This window comes from Cytobacillus oceanisediminis (genome assembly GCF_007830235.1).
Classification (GTDB): Bacteria; Bacillota; Bacilli; order Bacillales; family Cytobacillaceae; genus Cytobacillus; species Cytobacillus oceanisediminis.
Window position 1 is genome coordinate 1 of sequence record NZ_VLKI01000033.1, and the last position, 15,032, is coordinate 15,032.

The following is a 15,032-nucleotide window of genomic DNA, read 5'->3' on the forward strand; positions in this document are numbered from 1 at the left end:
TAGGTCCCACAATTCTTCATTGAATGAGCCAAGACGAATACGTGGGACTTTTACTGCCCGTCAATCTGCGATAAAATAGGAAATGACGATGGAGGTAGAAAAATGAAACAAAAACTAACAGTTGAAAAAGCAGAAATGAAAGAAAATGAGTTATTTTTAGGGATAGCGGATGGATCAGTTTCAGGTATGAGAGCAATGGAGCAAATATTGGCTGATTCTGACAATCTGTCATTTATTTACATAGTAGATCATAACGAAGATTATACATATATTTCCCTTCCTGAATCTGTATGGCCGGAGTTAAAAAAGGCTTACGATGGTAATTTGCCTGTTTATGTAACAGACCAAAGTGAACGGCTGCTGCTTAAAGGTTTCCATGAGGAATTAGGAGATTTAATAGAAAATATTAGAGGCAACAGCAATTACGGTGAGGAAATGGTTGCAAAAGTGGAGAGCATATTTTAAGTAAGTGTTTAATATCCGTTAAACAAGGATAAAGGGGCAAATATATTTTTCAAAGGAACCGTGTGCCTGGATGTCTTGTATGCATATCCAGGCACCGCTCTCTTTTACTTCGGATGTGGTGGTGTTGCAGGTGAAGCATTGGGATTTATTTTTGGCGCCGTATAAACAAGCGGTTGAAGAATTAAAAGTAAAGCTAAAAGGGATGAGAAGCCAATTTGAAATGGATTCTTCCCATTCGCCGATTGAATTTGTTACTGGAAGGGTAAAGCCAATTGCGAGCATTTTGGATAAAGCGAATCAAAAAGGGATCCCCCTTGATAAATTGGAATCCGAGATGCAGGATATTGCCGGTGTCCGGATGATGTGCCAATTTGTAGATGATATTAAAAGGGTTGTTGAACTCTTAAGGCAAAGGAACGACTTTGAAATTGTGGAAGAAAGAGATTACATTTCCCATAAAAAAGCAAGCGGGTACCGGTCTTACCACGTTGTAATTTGTTATCCGGTCCAGACGATCAAAGGGGAGAAGAAAATTCTCGCAGAAATTCAGATTAGGACGCTGGCAATGAATTTCTGGGCAACCGTAGAGCATTCCCTAAATTATAAATATAAGGGCCAGTTTCCTGAAGATATTCAGATGAGGCTGCAAAGGGCTGCAGAAGCAGCTTTCAGGCTCGATGAAGAAATGTCTCTTATCCGCGGTGAAATTCAGGATGCGCAGGCGTTTTTTACAAGAAAAAAGGAAAAGCAGCAAAAGGAAGATAACTAAGCGGATATTTATTTCTAAGGCTCTAGTAAAGTGCATTGTCTATTTTTGCACCCTGTTGATTGGAGCGGAAGGCACTAATCCCGTGAAAATGCATTCGCATTTACTTCGTGCGGTGTTTATTCAAGGAAGCTTATTCAAAGTCCTGCGGGAGTGCGGATCAAAGGGAGACCCCACAGTCTTTAATGCTTGAGGAGGCTTCGGATCGCCCGCGGTTCGCTGAGTGCCAGGAGGGGAAATCAACAGGCAAGTTTAACAGAGACATCCATGATAATGAAAATTCGCACCATAAGGGTAGCTATTTCTAAAAGAGGAGCTTGGATACGATGAAATTTGCCATTACCTCAAAAGGAGATTCAAAATCAAATACGCTCATGCACAAAATGAGAACCTATTTATTGGACTTCGAGCTTACATATGACGAAGAACAGCCTGATATTGTCATATCGGTAGGTGGGGATGGCACTTTGCTCTATGCCTTTCACCGATATAGCAGCCGTCTTGATAAAACCGCTTTTGTGGGGATACATACTGGCCATTTGGGATTTTATGCAGATTGGGTGCCTGAGGAAATCGAAAAGCTTGTAATAGCAATTGCCAAGACGCCTTATCAAGTGATTGAATACCCGCTGCTCGAAGTGATCATCCGCTATCAGCATGGCGGGAAAGAAACCCGCTATTTGGCACTGAATGAATCAACAGTTAAAGCGGTTGAGGGAACTCTTGTGATGGATGTCGAAATTCGCGGACAGCACTTTGAGCGGTTCCGTGGGGATGGACTTTGTGTATCGACTCCATCTGGCAGTACAGCATATAATAAAGCACTGGGAGGAGCGATCCTTCACCCTTCTTTGCCTGCCATCCAGCTTGCTGAAATGGCGTCAATCAATAATAAAGTGTTCCGTACAGTCGGTTCTCCGCTGGTCCTTCCGGCTCATCATACTTGTATGCTCAAACCGGTAAATGAACCGGATTTTCAGATTACGATTGACCATCTGACTCTTCTTCATAAAGATGTAAAGTCGATTCAGTTCAGGGTGGCGGATGAAAAGATCCGTTTTGCCAGATTCAGGCCTTTTCCATTTTGGAAGAGAGTCCATGACTCATTTGTTGCTGATTAAGCAGCTAAGTTGAACTTTGTTATGGGGAAAGTCTAATAGAACAGGAGCGCAAAGCATTATGGCGCGTTTTCAATTGCAATGGGAAATTTCCGTCCAGCAGTCAGGAAAAATGATTAGGGAATTTCTGAAAGAAAATGATATTTCAAAGACAGCACTTACGGATATTAAATTTGCAGGTGGCTTTATTGCTGTGAATGATACAGAAGTGACTGTCCGTTATGAACTAAAAGAAGGAGACGTGCTTAAGGTTAGTTTTCCGGAGGAATCTCCGAGCGAGGGAATGAAGGGGGAAGATTTGCCCCTGGATATTCTTTATGAGGATGGTTATGTCCTTGTTGTGAATAAACCACCTGGTATGAGTACGATACCTTCCAGAGAGCATCCGTCAGGCAGTTTGGCTAATCGCCTGATCGGATACTATCAGCAAATAGGGTTAATGTCTACCACACATATTGTAACTCGGCTGGACAGGGATACTTCTGGCATCGTACTGATTGCAAAACACAGGCATGTACACCATTTGTTCAGCCAGCAGCAGCGATCTCGGGAGATACATAGAATGTATGAAGCATTTGCAGAAGGAGGAGTCAAACAGGATACCGGTACTATAGAGGTGCCGATAGCCAGAAAGAAGGACAGCATTATAGAACGGGAAGTCAGTGAAGAAGGGCAATATGCTTGCACCCATTATAAGGTTATCAGCCGAAAAAAAGGTTTTACCCATCTGCGGCTGAAATTGGAAACTGGCAGAACCCATCAAATCAGGGTCCACCTTTCCTGGCTGGGACATCCTTTGGTTGGGGATGAACTGTATGGAGGAAGGCGGGACTTCCTTAACCGCCAGGCTCTTCATTGCTCCAGCCTCTCCTTCTATCATCCGTTTTTGCAAAAGACTTTATCGTTTGAAGAGCCCCTCCCTGAAGATATGAGATGTATATTATAAAGGCTCTATTAAATTTGATGCTATGTTGATTGGAGAGGAAGGCCCGGGACCCTTGACAACGAAAATGATATCGCATTTCCTTCGTGCGGTGTTTATTCAAGGCTGCATATTCAATTGTCCAGCGGGAAGAGCGTGTCAAAGGGAGCCTCCGCAGGCGCGTCATGCGCCGAGGAGGCTCCCGGATCGCCCGCGGTTCGCTGAGCGCCTGAAGCGGAAATCAACAGACAAGTTTACAGAGATTTTATAAAAAAAGCCGTTTCTTCCGGCTTTTTCTATTTATGTCTTGAATTGTTTATAATGCCCTGAATTTCTCTTCAACAAAAGGCATGCTTGATGGAACAGACAGAATTTCCATTTCAGGATATCTAAGTGCGGTTAATTTATTGCCAAATACGGCCCCTGTGTCAATATTGTAAGTATTTTTGATTTTCCTGACTTCTTTTACCGGGGTATGCCCATATACAATGGCCGCCTTACCTTCATATTGCTTTGCCCAATCCCGCCTAACCGGTGTCCCGTCAGGATTTTTTTCTCCGGTGATATCCCCGTATAGGACGAATGTCTTCACTTTTGAAGAATGCTTGCCGATATAATCCTCCCTTATCCCGGCATGGGCTATGACAAGTCTTTTGCTGTCGAGTACATGGTATAATGGCGCTTTTTCATAAAGCTCCATGAACTTTTGCCTGATTTCCATTCTTTCTTTTGAATCAAGTTCCTCATATTCATCCACAGTTGTCTCCAGCCCGTGGGTAATTTGAACCTTGTTTCCCAAAAAGTAGCGGTACAGTTTATTGCAATGATTTCCTGGCACATAGTAAGCCATATCTTTTGCTGCAAGATTATATACTACATCAATGACTGCAAGAGATTGCGGTCCCCGATCTGTTAAATCACCTACAAATGCCAGTTTCCTTCCATTTGAATGAACCGGGTATCCGCTGCTCCAGTCGTAGTTCATTTCTAAGGTAAGCTCTTTAAATTCGGCAAAACAGCCGTGAATATCGCCAATAATATCTAGTTTCATATTGGTGCTCCTTTGCTTAATCTACTGTTATCATATCAATATTCATTTTTAATATCCGGGTTTGCAAATTTTAAACTTGCTGCGGGGCCTTTTGGTTTTATGTCCGGAGAATGGGAAAATTAAGGGTATCAATGCAGGGATAAGGCCATATTTTTACTTGGCGGGTAGTTCATGGACGACAAAAAAACAAAGATTTGCTAGTATAGTGAGGAACGTTTTTCAATATTTATGAAAGGGGGTAATTCATTATGGCAGAACATGCAGAAGAAAGAGATACGCATATCAATAGAGATCTTTTAATCCAATCTTTACAAAATGAAGAAATCGACAGTTTCAGGAATGAATTTCTTGAATTGCATCCTTATGATCAGGCTTCATTTTTTAAAGATCTGGATGAGTACATCAGGGCAAAAATCTATCTTTATCTCTCTCCGGAAGAAATGGCTTCCCTTTTTGAAAATCTGGAAATTGATGAAGAAGAATATAAAGACGTTCTTGCTGAGATGAACCCCAATTATGCCGCAGACATGCTTTCACAAATGTATGCGGATGATGCTGTTGATGTATTAAATGAACTCGATAAAGACCAGGTTGTCAGCTATTTGACAATCATGGACGATGAATCGGCCAAGGAAATTAAAGATTTGCTTCATTATGAAGAATATACAGCAGGAAGTATCATGACGACGGAATTTGTCTCCCTGTCAGCAAACCAGACAGTCCGATCAGCTATGTATATTCTTAAAGATGAAGCCCCCAGGGCAGAGACAATTTATTATGTATATGTCGTTGACGAGGAGAAAAAGCTTATTGGAGTTATCTCTTTAAGAGATTTGATTGTCAGCGATGATGATACGATGATCTCGGAAATTACAAACGATAGAGTAGTTTCAGTTTCTGTAGGCGAAGATCAGGAAGAGGTAGCAAGAAAGATTAAGGACTATAATTTCCTGGCTGTTCCTGTTGTGGATTTTCAAAATCATTTATTGGGAATTATAACAGTGGATGACGTCATGGACGTTATGGATGAAGAAGCGTCCGATGATTACTCCAAACTGGCTGCTGTTTCTGATATGGATAATATCGACAGAAACCCGGTTTCTGCTGCGCGTAAGAGACTGCCATGGCTTATCATATTGCTGTTTTTGGGCATGTTAACAGCAAGTTTGATTGGAAGATTTGAAGACACATTAGATCAGGTTGCTATTCTTGCTGTTTTTATCCCATTGATTGCGGGAATGGCTGGGAATACAGGTACTCAGGCATTAGCTGTAGCTGTACGCGGTATTGCGACAGGCGATTTGGAAAAAGAAAACAAAATGAAACTTATTATAAGAGAAGCAGGGACTGGTTTGATTACCGGAGGAACCTGCGGAGTTCTTGTCGCATTGGTCATTTATTTATGGCAAGGCAATTTTTTTCTAGGCGTTTTAGTTGGCATTTCTATTTTATTTACACTAATTGTAGCTACCCTAGCCGGTGCACTTATTCCTTTATTCATGCACAGAATGAAGATTGATCCAGCTGTAGCTTCCGGGCCATTCATCACCACGATTAATGATATCATCAGCATTTTAATATATTTTGGAATGGCTACTTTATTTATGAGTTATTTAACAGGTTAAGGGGGCTTTTCTTATGGAACATGGAGCATCGGTTACGTCGCTCGTAATTGTTATTTTGGCTGCTTTTATTACGCCCATTCTTCTTCACCGATTGAAGATTAATTTTATACCCGTTGTGGTAGCAGAAATTCTTGTTGGGTTGGTTATCGGAAAAAGCGGATTTGATATTGTTCATGAAGATATGTGGCTTGAAACGCTTTCAACACTCGGCTTTATCTTTCTTATGTTTTTAAGCGGATTGGAAATTGATTTTACAGCCTTTTCATCCAATAAGAAAAAAGAAAAATTGCCAAGCGGGAAGCTGGAGCCAAATTCATTTGCAGTTGCATCTGTCATTTTTGTTGGAATCTTTCTTGTGTCATTGGGTCTTTCCTATTTATTTGTGCTGGCAGGCTTCATTGATAACGCCTTTTTGATGACATTAATTATTTCAACCATTTCACTTGGAGTTGTAGTCCCTACTTTAAAGGAAGCCCATCTGATGAAAACAGGCATAGGCCAAATAATATTGTTAATTGCCGTTATTGCGGATTTGGTCACAATGATCTTGCTTGCTGTTTTTGTCTCTTTAAATGACGGCGGAGAGGGAAATACTTGGCTCCTTCTGGTTTTATTTGCAGCAGGTGTATTATTGTATTTTCTTGGCAGGAAATTTAAAAACCTTAAATTCCTTGAAGCAATGTCTACGGGAACAGTTCAAATTGGAACTAGAGCGGTGTTTGCTCTCATTATTTTCCTTGTTGCACTTTCAGAAACTGTTGGAGCAGAGAATATCTTAGGGGCATTCCTGGCAGGTGTGCTTGTATCACTGCTTGCGCCAAACCAGGAAATGATCCATAAGCTGGACTCGTTCGGTTATGGATTTCTCATTCCGATTTTCTTTGTAATGGTTGGAGTGGATCTTAATGTCTGGACTTTGTTCGGCGATCCAAAAATGCTTATGCTTATTCCACTTCTTTTGATTGCACTGCTGCTTTCTAAGCTTTTGCCAGTGTATATTTTAAACAGATGGTATGACATGAAGACGGTAATTGCTTCAGGCTTTCTGCTAACCTCCACACTTTCGCTTGTCATTGCTGCCGCAACGATAGGGGAACGGATGGGCGTAATTACGGCAGAAATGAGCGGGACGCTGATTCTCGTGGCTGTTATCACGAGCGTCTTTACGCCGGTTGTTTTTAAAAAGCTTTTCCCGCAAGAAGCTGCCGAGGAAAAGAAGCTCAAGGTTTCCTTCATTGGGGCTAACCAAATGACCATGCCGATCTATAGTGAGCTTAAATCCTCATTATATGAACCAGTTCTTTATCACAAGAAGCAGGAAAAGGCGGAAAAACAGATTGCAGACTCTCTATTCGATATTATTGAAATAGAAGATTTCGATATAGAAGCACTTGAAAAAACAGATGCCTTTGATTCGGATATCGTTGTTATTTCGACAGGAGACGAAGAGACCAATGCGACACTATCCATTGCCTTTAAAGAAAAAGGCGTAGATCGAGTTATTTGCCGCATGGAAAGCCCTGATATGGAAGAAACACTTCGTGAGCATGAAGTAGAGCTATTCTCTACGATACTCTCTGCCAAGGCGCTTCTTCGAGCCTTAATTGAATCACCAAGTGTAGTAAACATTTTAACTAACCAGGAGACTGCTTTATATGAAATCCGCCTTTTAAACGAGCAGTTTGAGGGCATGATGCTAAGGCGGTTCCCGTTTACAGGCGATGTCATTTTCGTACGGATATTCAGGGGCAAAGATTCAATCGTACCTCATGGAGATACTGAACTTCATGTCAATGACCGATTAATTGTTACTGGCTCTAAAGAATATGTTGATGAATTGAAACGAGAGCTTGAATTTTGTGAATGGTGCTAAGGTATAATCGTTTGCCTATACAGTCTAAAGGCAGTTGAATGAAAGAGCATCTGAGCTATCACATAAGTTTATAGTTGAAAAAATCCTGCTTGTTAAAGCAGGATTTTTTTTCGTGTTTCCAACATGGCGATAGGCTTTTCTTTTTTTAAAAATTCATGTACAATTAGCACTAGGTACTAATAACTTGTAATAAATATTTCAGGAGGCTTATAAAATGACTCTTTCTTTAAATGGAAAAACGTTCGTAGTAATGGGAGTTGCCAATAAAAGAAGTATTGCCTGGGGGATTGCCCAATCTCTACACAATGCTGGTGCACAGCTGATCTTTACATATGCGGGAGAAAGGCTCGAAAAAAGTGTACGTGAACTGGCTGAATCGCTGGAAGATGCCAATTCACTCGTGCTGCCTTGCGATGTAACAAGTGACGAAGATATCGCAAAATGTTTCAGCACCATTAAGGATGAAGCCGGGGTAATTCATGGAATTGCACACTGCATCGCCTTTGCCCATAAAGAAGAACTTCAGGGTGAGTATATGAACACCACAAGGGACGGATTCCTTCTCGCACATAATATCAGTTCTTATTCCCTGACGGCAATTGCGAAGGAAGCTAGAGGGTTAATGACAGAAGGAGGAAGTATTGTCACCCTTACCTACCTGGGCGGTGAAAAGGTTGTGAAGAATTATAACGTTATGGGAGTTGCAAAAGCGTCTCTTGATGCAAGTGTCAAATACCTTGCTAATGATCTTGGAAAAGACGGTATTCGTGTAAACTCCATTTCAGCCGGACCAATCAGGACTCTTTCTGCTAAAGGGATCAGTGAATTTAATTCCATTCTAAAAGAAATTGAAGAACGTGCACCGCTCCGCAAAACAACTACACCTGAAGAGGTTGGAGATACTGCGCTATTCCTGTTCAGCAGCCTGTCACGCGGGATTACAGGAGAAAATATCCACGTGGATTCAGGTTATCATATTCTTTAAAAATAATGCCTGCTCAAACTTGAGCGGGCTTTTTTTATTGTCCACGCAGAAACGAAAGCCCAGTTTCTGCATACATATAATAAGATGAAAGATTATGATTGCGGAGGTGGACGAAAGTGACAGACAAAAAAGAAAAGGAACCCTTATTTTATATTCAGCAGCCAAATTTTCAATTTCCGGAAAACCAAATGCAAACTGTTTATTCCAGCAGAAAAGCAGAATTGGAACGTAAAAATAAGCAATTGGAAAAAGGGTCGGAGCTTCTTGATCATTCCACTAAAGAAAAACAAAAAAAGAAGCTTGAAGAAGAGGCAGTTGAGAAAGTCGCGGATCAGGAGAAAGTGCAGGAAGCCATAGAGGAATTTGAAGCAAGCCGGGAAGAAAAAAAAGAGGGGCCATCATTTGCTTTTACTACAGAAAAAAGGAAGCCATCTTTTCAACGGATAAAGAGCTTTAAGGAAATGAATACTGCCGAACGTTTGGAATACTTAATTGATTTTCCAAAACAGCTTCCTCCAATTCCTTGCATTTTCGAAACCGAAGAGAAAGCAATAAGAGGATTTTTGACCTCTAAAGATGAAGAATGGATAGAAATCAAGCTTTTTAATGAAACAATAGAAAAAATCAGCATTCAATTATTAAAGGAAGTAAAAATGATTGGCTTAAGAAGATAACTCCATCACAAAAAAGGCCAGCCGTATGCTGGGGCTGGCCTTTTAAAATTAGTCTTCGCAGACATCAAGGTCTACATCGGCAATACATTGAACTGCGCAGAAGCAGTTTAGGTCAACTGTTACACAATCATCTGTCGCTAAGAAAAAGTCAACCTCACAAACTTTCTTCAAGTCAATGCAGCAGTCATCAGCAAGATTGACTACCTTGTCACGGCCATCTTTCCTATTTACCGGAAGAAGGACGCGAAGCACTGCACAGCAGTTATCAAATACTTCTTCTACTCTGAAGAAGATGGATACACATGCGCAGTCATCTCCTTTAAAGAAAGCATGGAATGGTGTCCCGTCAGCTGTCTTTAGTGTGAACACGCGAGTATCCGGACGCTTATGGCGGCGTTTGCTTGAAGGTGATATAGCTCCCAGCGGCTCCAGGAAACAGTTTGAAGGGCATTCGCACACATCTTCTGCGTTATCTTGAATATCTTTTATAGCACGAACTACTTCACATACACAGCTTTTGCCTTTGAAGTCGTCTTTTTTTCCACAACCCATTTTTGGTTTCCTCCTTGTTTGTTTCTTGTGGTCTACACTAATAACATATTGCCGGGGTGCCCTATGGGTTACGGACAAACGCCTTGTTTTACTAAAAAATAGGCTATTATTTTATATTTGGAGGTGGAAAAGTGGATTTAACACCTATGGAATTGATAATTCTCTCACTAGCAAGCTTTCGACTAACCAGGCTGATTGTGTTTGATAAAATTACTCAATTCATTCGGAAACCATTCCTAGAGGAAGTAGAGGAAAAAGGTGAAGATGGTGAAACTGAAATTTATTTAGTCATAAAAAAGGGCAGGATCCGCGGGTTTTTCGGGGAGCTTTTGAGCTGTTATTGGTGTACGGGCGTATGGAGTGCCATTTTTTTGTGTACATCATATGTTTTTCTGAGGGAATGGGCTGTTCCAGTGTTGCTGGTGCTGGCTGTGTCGGGGCTTGCTGCAATTATTGAATCGCTGCTCCAATGGTCCGAGCGTTGAATGCAAAAGGTATTTTACTGGATAACTGCATAGGCATTTGATTTACACAAGCTTGGAGGCTCAGCATAAATTATAGAGAGGGAAATTATTCAAAAATGGAGGGCCTCGCCATGATGAAGAATGGAAATGAGCAAGCTGGCACAAAATCTGGGCCGCTAAAAAAGAAAAAGAAAAAAGGCTGCGGATGCGGGAAAAAATCAAAGAAAAAATAAAAATAAAGCCGGCAGGTTCCCGGCTTTATTTTTTTGTGCCATTTGGAAATATTAGGATGACTATTAGTTTTCATAAATTCGTCCCTATTCGAGGACAATATAACTAAAGATTCTACATAGGAAGGGAATTATATGAAAAAAAGACATTTATGGTTATCGGCAGCCTTACTCATCGCAATAACTGGATGCAGCGGAGATGGTGAAGTAACAGAAAGCGATTTAGCGCTTCTCAAGACGACCAACCCTCCGCCAACTTTAATTGAAAAAAATACGAAAGAAAATTTGGATTTGGTTGCAAGCATTGAACATGATGTCGAATCCATGAAAGAGCTGTATGATGTGGCAGTGGTGAAAGGTGATAGTGACACACTTGTCGCATACAAAGTCAAGCATCTGCAGAGATTTCACATGAAAAGAATTGAAAAGAAAATGAACAAGATGCTTGAAGAAAAGTATCCGGATGAAAACTTTACCGTTTCGAGTGATTATAAAATTTTTATCGAGGCAGTTGAGCTTCAGGAAAAAATGAAAGATCCGGACTTTTCTGATAAAAAAGCAAAAAAGAAGCTTGAGCAAATTATTAAGCTGAAAAAAGAGATGACATAGAAAGGGGCATCGGCAATGAGCAAAAAAAATTCGAATAAGACGCCGGAACAGCAGCAATATGAACAGCTTGAACAAAAGCATGAACTGCAGCGCCCCGTCCTTAAAAATTGTATCCGTGCTTTCTGGGTAGGTGGCCTCATTTGTGCAGTCGGACAGGCTATTACGTATTTTTACATTTATTTTTTTAACTTTACAGAGCAAACAGCCGGAAACCCGACTGTAGCTACAATGATTTTCCTTTCCATGCTGCTGACCGGTTTTGGAGTTTATGACCGGCTGGGCCAATTTGGTGGTGCTGGCAGTGCTGTTCCTGTCACAGGATTTGGAAATGCTGTTATTTCTGCAGCGATTGAGCACCGTACCGAGGGATTTGTGCTGGGTGTGGGTGGAAATATGTTCAAGCTTGCCGGCGCCGTAATACTTTTTGGTGTATTCTCGGCTTTTGTAGTGGCTCTGATTAAAACGCTTCTAGGAATATGGGGGGTTATTTAATGCTAAAAGGAAAACAATCCTGGATCTTTCAAAACCGCCCTGTCATTGCCGCTACTGGTGTTTCCGGTGGGCCATTTGAAGCAAATGGCCATCTGGCGGATGATTTTGACGTCCTGCACGACGACCTATGGATGGGTGAGGACTCCTATGAAAAAGCGCATCGTGTACTTATGGAAGAAGCAGGGCAAACCGCATTGCAAAAAGCCAATCTCCAAAAGGAAGATATACAGTTTTATATTGCAGGCGATTTAATTAATCAAATTACTCCATCAAGCTTAAGCGCAAGAACCATACAGATTCCTTATTTCGGGATATTTGGTGCTTGTTCAACTTCTATGGAAGGACTAGCCCTTGCATCCTTTATTGTTAACTATCAAGGAGCTGATTACATTTTAACAGGCGCTTCGAGCCATAACGCTGCTGTTGAAAAACAATTCAGGTATCCGACTGAATATGGCGGGCAGAAGCCGCCAACAGCCCAATGGACTATTACAGGTGCAGGAGCAGCACTTGTTACTTCCAAAGTGCCTGGTCAGAACATGCCTGTCACAACTTCAGCCACAATTGGAAAAGTAATCGATATGGGTCTCACGGATCCTTTTAATATGGGAGGGGCAATGGCTCCGGCAGCTGCTGATACGATTACAGCACATTTCAAGGATATGCAGCTTGATCCGTCTTATTATGATTTGATCGTAACTGGGGATTTAGGCAGAATTGGCCAGGAAACTACTTATGAATTGCTGTCAAATAACGGCCTGAACATAGAAAGAGAGAAATTCAAGGATTGCGGGCTAATGATTTATAAAGAAGATCAGCCTGTGCAGTCAGGGGGAAGCGGAGCAGGGTGCTCAGCTACTGTATTGTATGGACATTTATTAAATCAAATGAAACAGGGAGCATATAAGAGAATACTTGTAGTTGCCACAGGAGCGCTATTATCGCCATTGACATTCCAGCAGAATGAAAGTATTCCTTGCATTGCCCATGCTGTTTCAATTGAAATGGACTAAAGGAGGGTTTTGTATGTTGCCAATGTTTTTCTGGGCATTTGTTATAGGAGGCCTTATTTGCGTATTCGGCCAGATATTATTTGATGTATTTAAATTAACACCTGGCCATACCTTGAGCCTTTTAGTTGTATTGGGGGCAGTTCTCGATGGAATTGGGCTTTATGAACCGCTAGCAGACTTTGCCGGGGCAGGCGCAACAATACCAATAACAAGCTTTGGCAATTCACTAGTGCATGGCGCCCTGCAGGAAGCTGACCAGCATGGTCTTGTCGGAGTTTTGACGGGAATGTTCGAGGTAACCAGCTCCGGTATCTCCGCTGCCATCATATTCGGCTTTATCGGCGCACTTATTTTTAAACCAAAAGGCTAAGGGCAAAGGACGTTGGACAGTATGGAAGAAAACAAACAAAATTTAAAGCTGCTGCAAGTGATGATTCAGGAGATGGAATTGGCGCTAAGTGAAAAGGCCATGACTTCATCTGATGATCATGCACAGCATATTTTTCATCAGGGGATGATTGCAGCCTCAGATATAAATGGCTTTTTATCGAAACGAAGAAAGGAACTTAATCGTTCCTTTCTTTTATAGGGGCGACTTATATGACGGAAATACTTGCAACAGTTGTGCGGTCGGTATTCATCATCCTTGGACTCTTTTTCATCACTAAACTATTAGGAAAAAAGCAGCTTTCCAAACTCTCCTTCTTTGAATACATTGTCGGCATCACTGTAGGCGATATCGCCGGCACACTTTCCATGGATGCTGAACTTAGCATGAGAGATGGATTAACTGCCTTTTTGATATGGGGATTGGTGCCGTTATTTATTAGCATCATATCATTGAAAAGCAAGCCCTTCCGAGATTTCGTAGAAGGAAAGCCGACTACTTTCATTGAAAAAGGAAAAATCCTGGAAGATAATTTAAGAAAAGAAAAGTTCAGTGCAGATGAATTGCTGGAACAGTTAAGAAAAAAAGATATTTTTCGGGTTGCAGATGTTGAATTTGCTTCCCTGGATTCGAATGGCGAATTAAATATCATACTGAAAAAAGCGAAACAGCCGCTGACTGCAGGAGACCTATTTGACGACTTGCCAGAGGCCGGCGTACCGCATGCAGTCATTATGGATGGAACCATCTATCACGATGCTCTGAAAAATGCGGGAGTAAGCAGGGAATGGCTGAACATTGAATTGGCAAAGAGGCAGGTAAAGGCTGAACATGTCTTTTTTGCTCAAATTGATGAGCAAGGCCAGCTTAATATTGACCTTTATAATGACTCATTAAAGATGCCGGAAATAAAGCAGGACGAGCACCTTTTAATCTTAATGAAAAAAATCCATGCTGAGCTAGAATGGAACTCATTGACTGCAAAAGATCCTGTCTTAAAAATGGCTTATAAGGAATATTCCAAGCGCATAGACGAATTAATAACAAAGGCCAAGCCTTATTTTAGTCTGGAGGAATAAAAGCAAGACTTGCTTAGGGGCTTGCCTATACACCTACTGGTTATTTTACATATGTTGTATTGAGTAAAGACAAAGTGAGGTGATAGGAATGGGCTTCGGTTATTGCGGCTACGGCTATGGCGGCGGCTATGGCGGGGGATACGGCGGAAACACTTTTGTTTTAATCGTCGTGTTATTTATCTTGTTAATTATTGTTGGTGCGAGTTTCTGCAACTAGGATCTTTTATCTTGAGAGCAGCTGACCCAATGCCATAGTTATGGTTTTTGGGTCAGCTTTTCTTATTGTTTAGGAAGCTATAAATTAACTTAAGTAAAGGTTGTCTGCATCTAGCTCCAGCAAGTTGATCAAGGAGCGAGTACATATAAATCACCTTTTCTGCCTTCCTTCATACTATATAAAGTAGTTAAAGAAGGAGCGTGAGAAAGCAGCATGGATAATAATTTCTTTAAAAACCTTGAAAAGAAAACAGGCGTAAATATGAAGGATGTATTTGAGCTGGCCGGTTCTTTGCAGAATGCAAATTTTAAAGATGAAAAAACAGTAAGAAGCGTTATTAAGAGGGTTTCCAAAATTGCAAATAAGCCCGTATCAAAAGAGATGGAAGATAAAATTGTAAAATCGATCGTTGCTGATGGAAAGCAGCTGGACTTTAATACCATTTCGCAGATGATGAACAAAAAATAAAAAAAAGGACCTGGCAATTGTCGGCCAGGTCCGTCTGCTTT

The 15,032-nt window shown here is 41.2% G+C and carries 19 protein-coding genes; 17 read left to right on the forward strand and 2 right to left on the reverse strand.

Annotation, left to right across the window (positions count from 1 at the left end):
* Window positions 1-102: 102 nt before the first annotated feature.
* The 4 genes from IQ19_RS26355 to IQ19_RS26370 all read left to right on the forward strand — a co-directional run bounded on the left by IQ19_RS26355 (window position 103) and on the right by IQ19_RS26370 (window position 3,295).
* Window positions 103-465 carry a UPF0738 family protein gene (locus IQ19_RS26355; protein ID WP_144546567.1) on the forward strand — a complete coding sequence of 121 codons (363 nt, stop codon included), beginning with the start codon at window positions 103-105 and terminating at the stop codon, window positions 463-465.
* A gap of 79 nt (window positions 466-544) precedes the next feature.
* On the forward strand, window positions 545-1,234 hold the full coding sequence (gene yjbM / locus IQ19_RS26360; RefSeq protein WP_277875363.1) for a GTP diphosphokinase: 690 nt from the start codon (window positions 545-547) through the stop codon (window positions 1,232-1,234).
* Window positions 1,235-1,557: 323 nt separating this feature from the next.
* On the forward strand, window positions 1,558-2,352 hold the full coding sequence (locus IQ19_RS26365; protein ID WP_026583728.1) for an NAD kinase: 795 nt from the start codon (window positions 1,558-1,560) through the stop codon (window positions 2,350-2,352).
* A 58-nt stretch (window positions 2,353-2,410) separates the two neighbouring features.
* Window positions 2,411-3,295, forward strand: a complete 885-nt coding sequence (locus tag IQ19_RS26370; protein ID WP_144546569.1) for an RluA family pseudouridine synthase — start codon at window positions 2,411-2,413, stop codon at window positions 3,293-3,295.
* Between the two features lie 292 nt (window positions 3,296-3,587).
* Here the strand turns inward: IQ19_RS26370 and prpE are convergent, their stop codons facing one another.
* Entirely contained in the window at window positions 3,588-4,322 is a 735-nt protein-coding gene (prpE, locus tag IQ19_RS26375; RefSeq protein WP_144546571.1) for a bis(5'-nucleosyl)-tetraphosphatase PrpE, read from the reverse strand.
* Between the two features lie 248 nt (window positions 4,323-4,570).
* On the opposite strand from prpE, the gene mgtE reads away from it, so the two are divergent.
* From mgtE to IQ19_RS26395, 4 genes are all read left to right on the forward strand, one after another.
* Entirely contained in the window at window positions 4,571-5,947 is a 1,377-nt protein-coding gene (mgtE, locus tag IQ19_RS26380; RefSeq protein WP_144546573.1) for a magnesium transporter, read from the forward strand.
* A gap of 13 nt (window positions 5,948-5,960) precedes the next feature.
* A complete protein-coding gene (locus IQ19_RS26385) occupies window positions 5,961-7,820 on the forward strand; it encodes a monovalent cation:proton antiporter family protein (protein ID WP_144546575.1) in 1,860 nt (619 codons plus the stop codon).
* A gap of 214 nt (window positions 7,821-8,034) precedes the next feature.
* Window positions 8,035-8,805 (forward strand): enoyl-ACP reductase FabI, encoded by a 771-nt coding sequence (gene fabI / locus IQ19_RS26390; RefSeq protein ID WP_144546577.1) that lies wholly within the window; start codon window positions 8,035-8,037, stop codon window positions 8,803-8,805.
* A 116-nt stretch (window positions 8,806-8,921) separates the two neighbouring features.
* The gene (locus tag IQ19_RS26395; RefSeq protein ID WP_144546579.1) at window positions 8,922-9,479 is read left to right on the forward strand and encodes a CotO family spore coat protein; all 558 of its coding nucleotides are present in this window, start codon (window positions 8,922-8,924) and stop codon (window positions 9,477-9,479) included.
* A 48-nt stretch (window positions 9,480-9,527) separates the two neighbouring features.
* Here the strand turns inward: IQ19_RS26395 and IQ19_RS26400 are convergent, their stop codons facing one another.
* On the reverse strand, window positions 9,528-10,031 hold the full coding sequence (locus IQ19_RS26400) for a CotY/CotZ family spore coat protein (protein WP_144546581.1): 504 nt from the start codon (window positions 10,029-10,031) through the stop codon (window positions 9,528-9,530).
* 131 nt (window positions 10,032-10,162) lie between these two features.
* Here IQ19_RS26400 and IQ19_RS26405 point away from each other — a divergent pair, with 131 nt between their 5' ends.
* The 9 genes from IQ19_RS26405 (at window position 10,163) to spoVIF (ending at window position 14,991) form a co-directional block, all read left to right on the forward strand.
* A complete protein-coding gene (locus IQ19_RS26405; RefSeq protein WP_144546583.1) occupies window positions 10,163-10,516 on the forward strand; it encodes a DUF1360 domain-containing protein in 354 nt (117 codons plus the stop codon).
* Window positions 10,517-10,860: 344 nt separating this feature from the next.
* Complete coding sequence (locus tag IQ19_RS26410) at window positions 10,861-11,334, forward strand: sporulation protein (RefSeq protein WP_144546585.1); 474 nt, start codon at window positions 10,861-10,863, stop codon at window positions 11,332-11,334.
* A 15-nt stretch (window positions 11,335-11,349) separates the two neighbouring features.
* On the forward strand, window positions 11,350-11,826 hold the full coding sequence (spoVAC, locus tag IQ19_RS26415) for a stage V sporulation protein AC (RefSeq protein WP_144546587.1): 477 nt from the start codon (window positions 11,350-11,352) through the stop codon (window positions 11,824-11,826).
* Window positions 11,826-12,839: a stage V sporulation protein AD gene (spoVAD, locus tag IQ19_RS26420; RefSeq protein WP_144546590.1), complete on the forward strand. Its 1,014-nt coding sequence runs from the start codon at window positions 11,826-11,828 to the stop codon at window positions 12,837-12,839. The genes spoVAC and spoVAD overlap by 1 nt, the downstream gene beginning before the upstream one ends.
* Before the next feature lie 13 nt (window positions 12,840-12,852).
* Window positions 12,853-13,209 (forward strand): stage V sporulation protein AE, encoded by a 357-nt coding sequence (gene spoVAE, locus IQ19_RS26425; RefSeq protein WP_144546592.1) that lies wholly within the window; start codon window positions 12,853-12,855, stop codon window positions 13,207-13,209.
* A gap of 21 nt (window positions 13,210-13,230) precedes the next feature.
* Complete coding sequence (locus IQ19_RS26430; protein WP_144546594.1) at window positions 13,231-13,428, forward strand: hypothetical protein; 198 nt, start codon at window positions 13,231-13,233, stop codon at window positions 13,426-13,428.
* Window positions 13,429-13,439: 11 nt separating this feature from the next.
* Complete coding sequence (locus IQ19_RS26435) at window positions 13,440-14,306, forward strand: DUF421 domain-containing protein (RefSeq protein ID WP_144546596.1); 867 nt, start codon at window positions 13,440-13,442, stop codon at window positions 14,304-14,306.
* Window positions 14,307-14,394: 88 nt separating this feature from the next.
* Window positions 14,395-14,523: a YjcZ family sporulation protein gene (locus IQ19_RS26440; protein ID WP_144546598.1), complete on the forward strand. Its 129-nt coding sequence runs from the start codon at window positions 14,395-14,397 to the stop codon at window positions 14,521-14,523.
* A gap of 213 nt (window positions 14,524-14,736) precedes the next feature.
* Window positions 14,737-14,991: a sporulation-specific transcription regulator SpoVIF gene (gene spoVIF / locus IQ19_RS26445; protein ID WP_144546600.1), complete on the forward strand. Its 255-nt coding sequence runs from the start codon at window positions 14,737-14,739 to the stop codon at window positions 14,989-14,991.
* The last annotated feature ends 41 nt before the right edge of the window (window positions 14,992-15,032 follow it).

What these genes read in the sequence shown, in the direction of transcription:
- IQ19_RS26410 (WP_144546585.1), top strand. Translation starts at nt 10,861, where the DNA reads ATGAAAAAAAGACATTTATGGTTATCGGCAGCCTTACTCATCGCAATA.
- IQ19_RS26355 (WP_144546567.1), top strand. Translation starts at nt 103, where the DNA reads ATGAAACAAAAACTAACAGTTGAAAAAGCAGAAATGAAAGAAAATGAG.
- yjbM (WP_277875363.1), top strand. Translation starts at nt 545, where the DNA reads ATGCATATCCAGGCACCGCTCTCTTTTACTTCGGATGTGGTGGTGTTG.
- IQ19_RS26385 (WP_144546575.1), top strand. Translation starts at nt 5,961, where the DNA reads ATGGAACATGGAGCATCGGTTACGTCGCTCGTAATTGTTATTTTGGCT.
- spoVIF (WP_144546600.1), top strand. Translation starts at nt 14,737, where the DNA reads ATGGATAATAATTTCTTTAAAAACCTTGAAAAGAAAACAGGCGTAAAT.
- prpE (WP_144546571.1), bottom strand. Translation starts at nt 4,322, where the DNA reads ATGAAACTAGATATTATTGGCGATATTCACGGCTGTTTTGCCGAATTT.
- IQ19_RS26400 (WP_144546581.1), bottom strand. Translation starts at nt 10,031, where the DNA reads ATGGGTTGTGGAAAAAAAGACGACTTCAAAGGCAAAAGCTGTGTATGT.
- IQ19_RS26430 (WP_144546594.1), top strand. Translation starts at nt 13,231, where the DNA reads ATGGAAGAAAACAAACAAAATTTAAAGCTGCTGCAAGTGATGATTCAG.
- IQ19_RS26365 (WP_026583728.1), top strand. Translation starts at nt 1,558, where the DNA reads ATGAAATTTGCCATTACCTCAAAAGGAGATTCAAAATCAAATACGCTC.
- spoVAE (WP_144546592.1), top strand. Translation starts at nt 12,853, where the DNA reads ATGTTGCCAATGTTTTTCTGGGCATTTGTTATAGGAGGCCTTATTTGC.
- IQ19_RS26440 (WP_144546598.1), top strand. Translation starts at nt 14,395, where the DNA reads ATGGGCTTCGGTTATTGCGGCTACGGCTATGGCGGCGGCTATGGCGGG.
- fabI (WP_144546577.1), top strand. Translation starts at nt 8,035, where the DNA reads ATGACTCTTTCTTTAAATGGAAAAACGTTCGTAGTAATGGGAGTTGCC.
- spoVAD (WP_144546590.1), top strand. Translation starts at nt 11,826, where the DNA reads ATGCTAAAAGGAAAACAATCCTGGATCTTTCAAAACCGCCCTGTCATT.
- IQ19_RS26370 (WP_144546569.1), top strand. Translation starts at nt 2,411, where the DNA reads ATGGCGCGTTTTCAATTGCAATGGGAAATTTCCGTCCAGCAGTCAGGA.
- IQ19_RS26435 (WP_144546596.1), top strand. Translation starts at nt 13,440, where the DNA reads ATGACGGAAATACTTGCAACAGTTGTGCGGTCGGTATTCATCATCCTT.
- mgtE (WP_144546573.1), top strand. Translation starts at nt 4,571, where the DNA reads ATGGCAGAACATGCAGAAGAAAGAGATACGCATATCAATAGAGATCTT.
- spoVAC (WP_144546587.1), top strand. Translation starts at nt 11,350, where the DNA reads ATGAGCAAAAAAAATTCGAATAAGACGCCGGAACAGCAGCAATATGAA.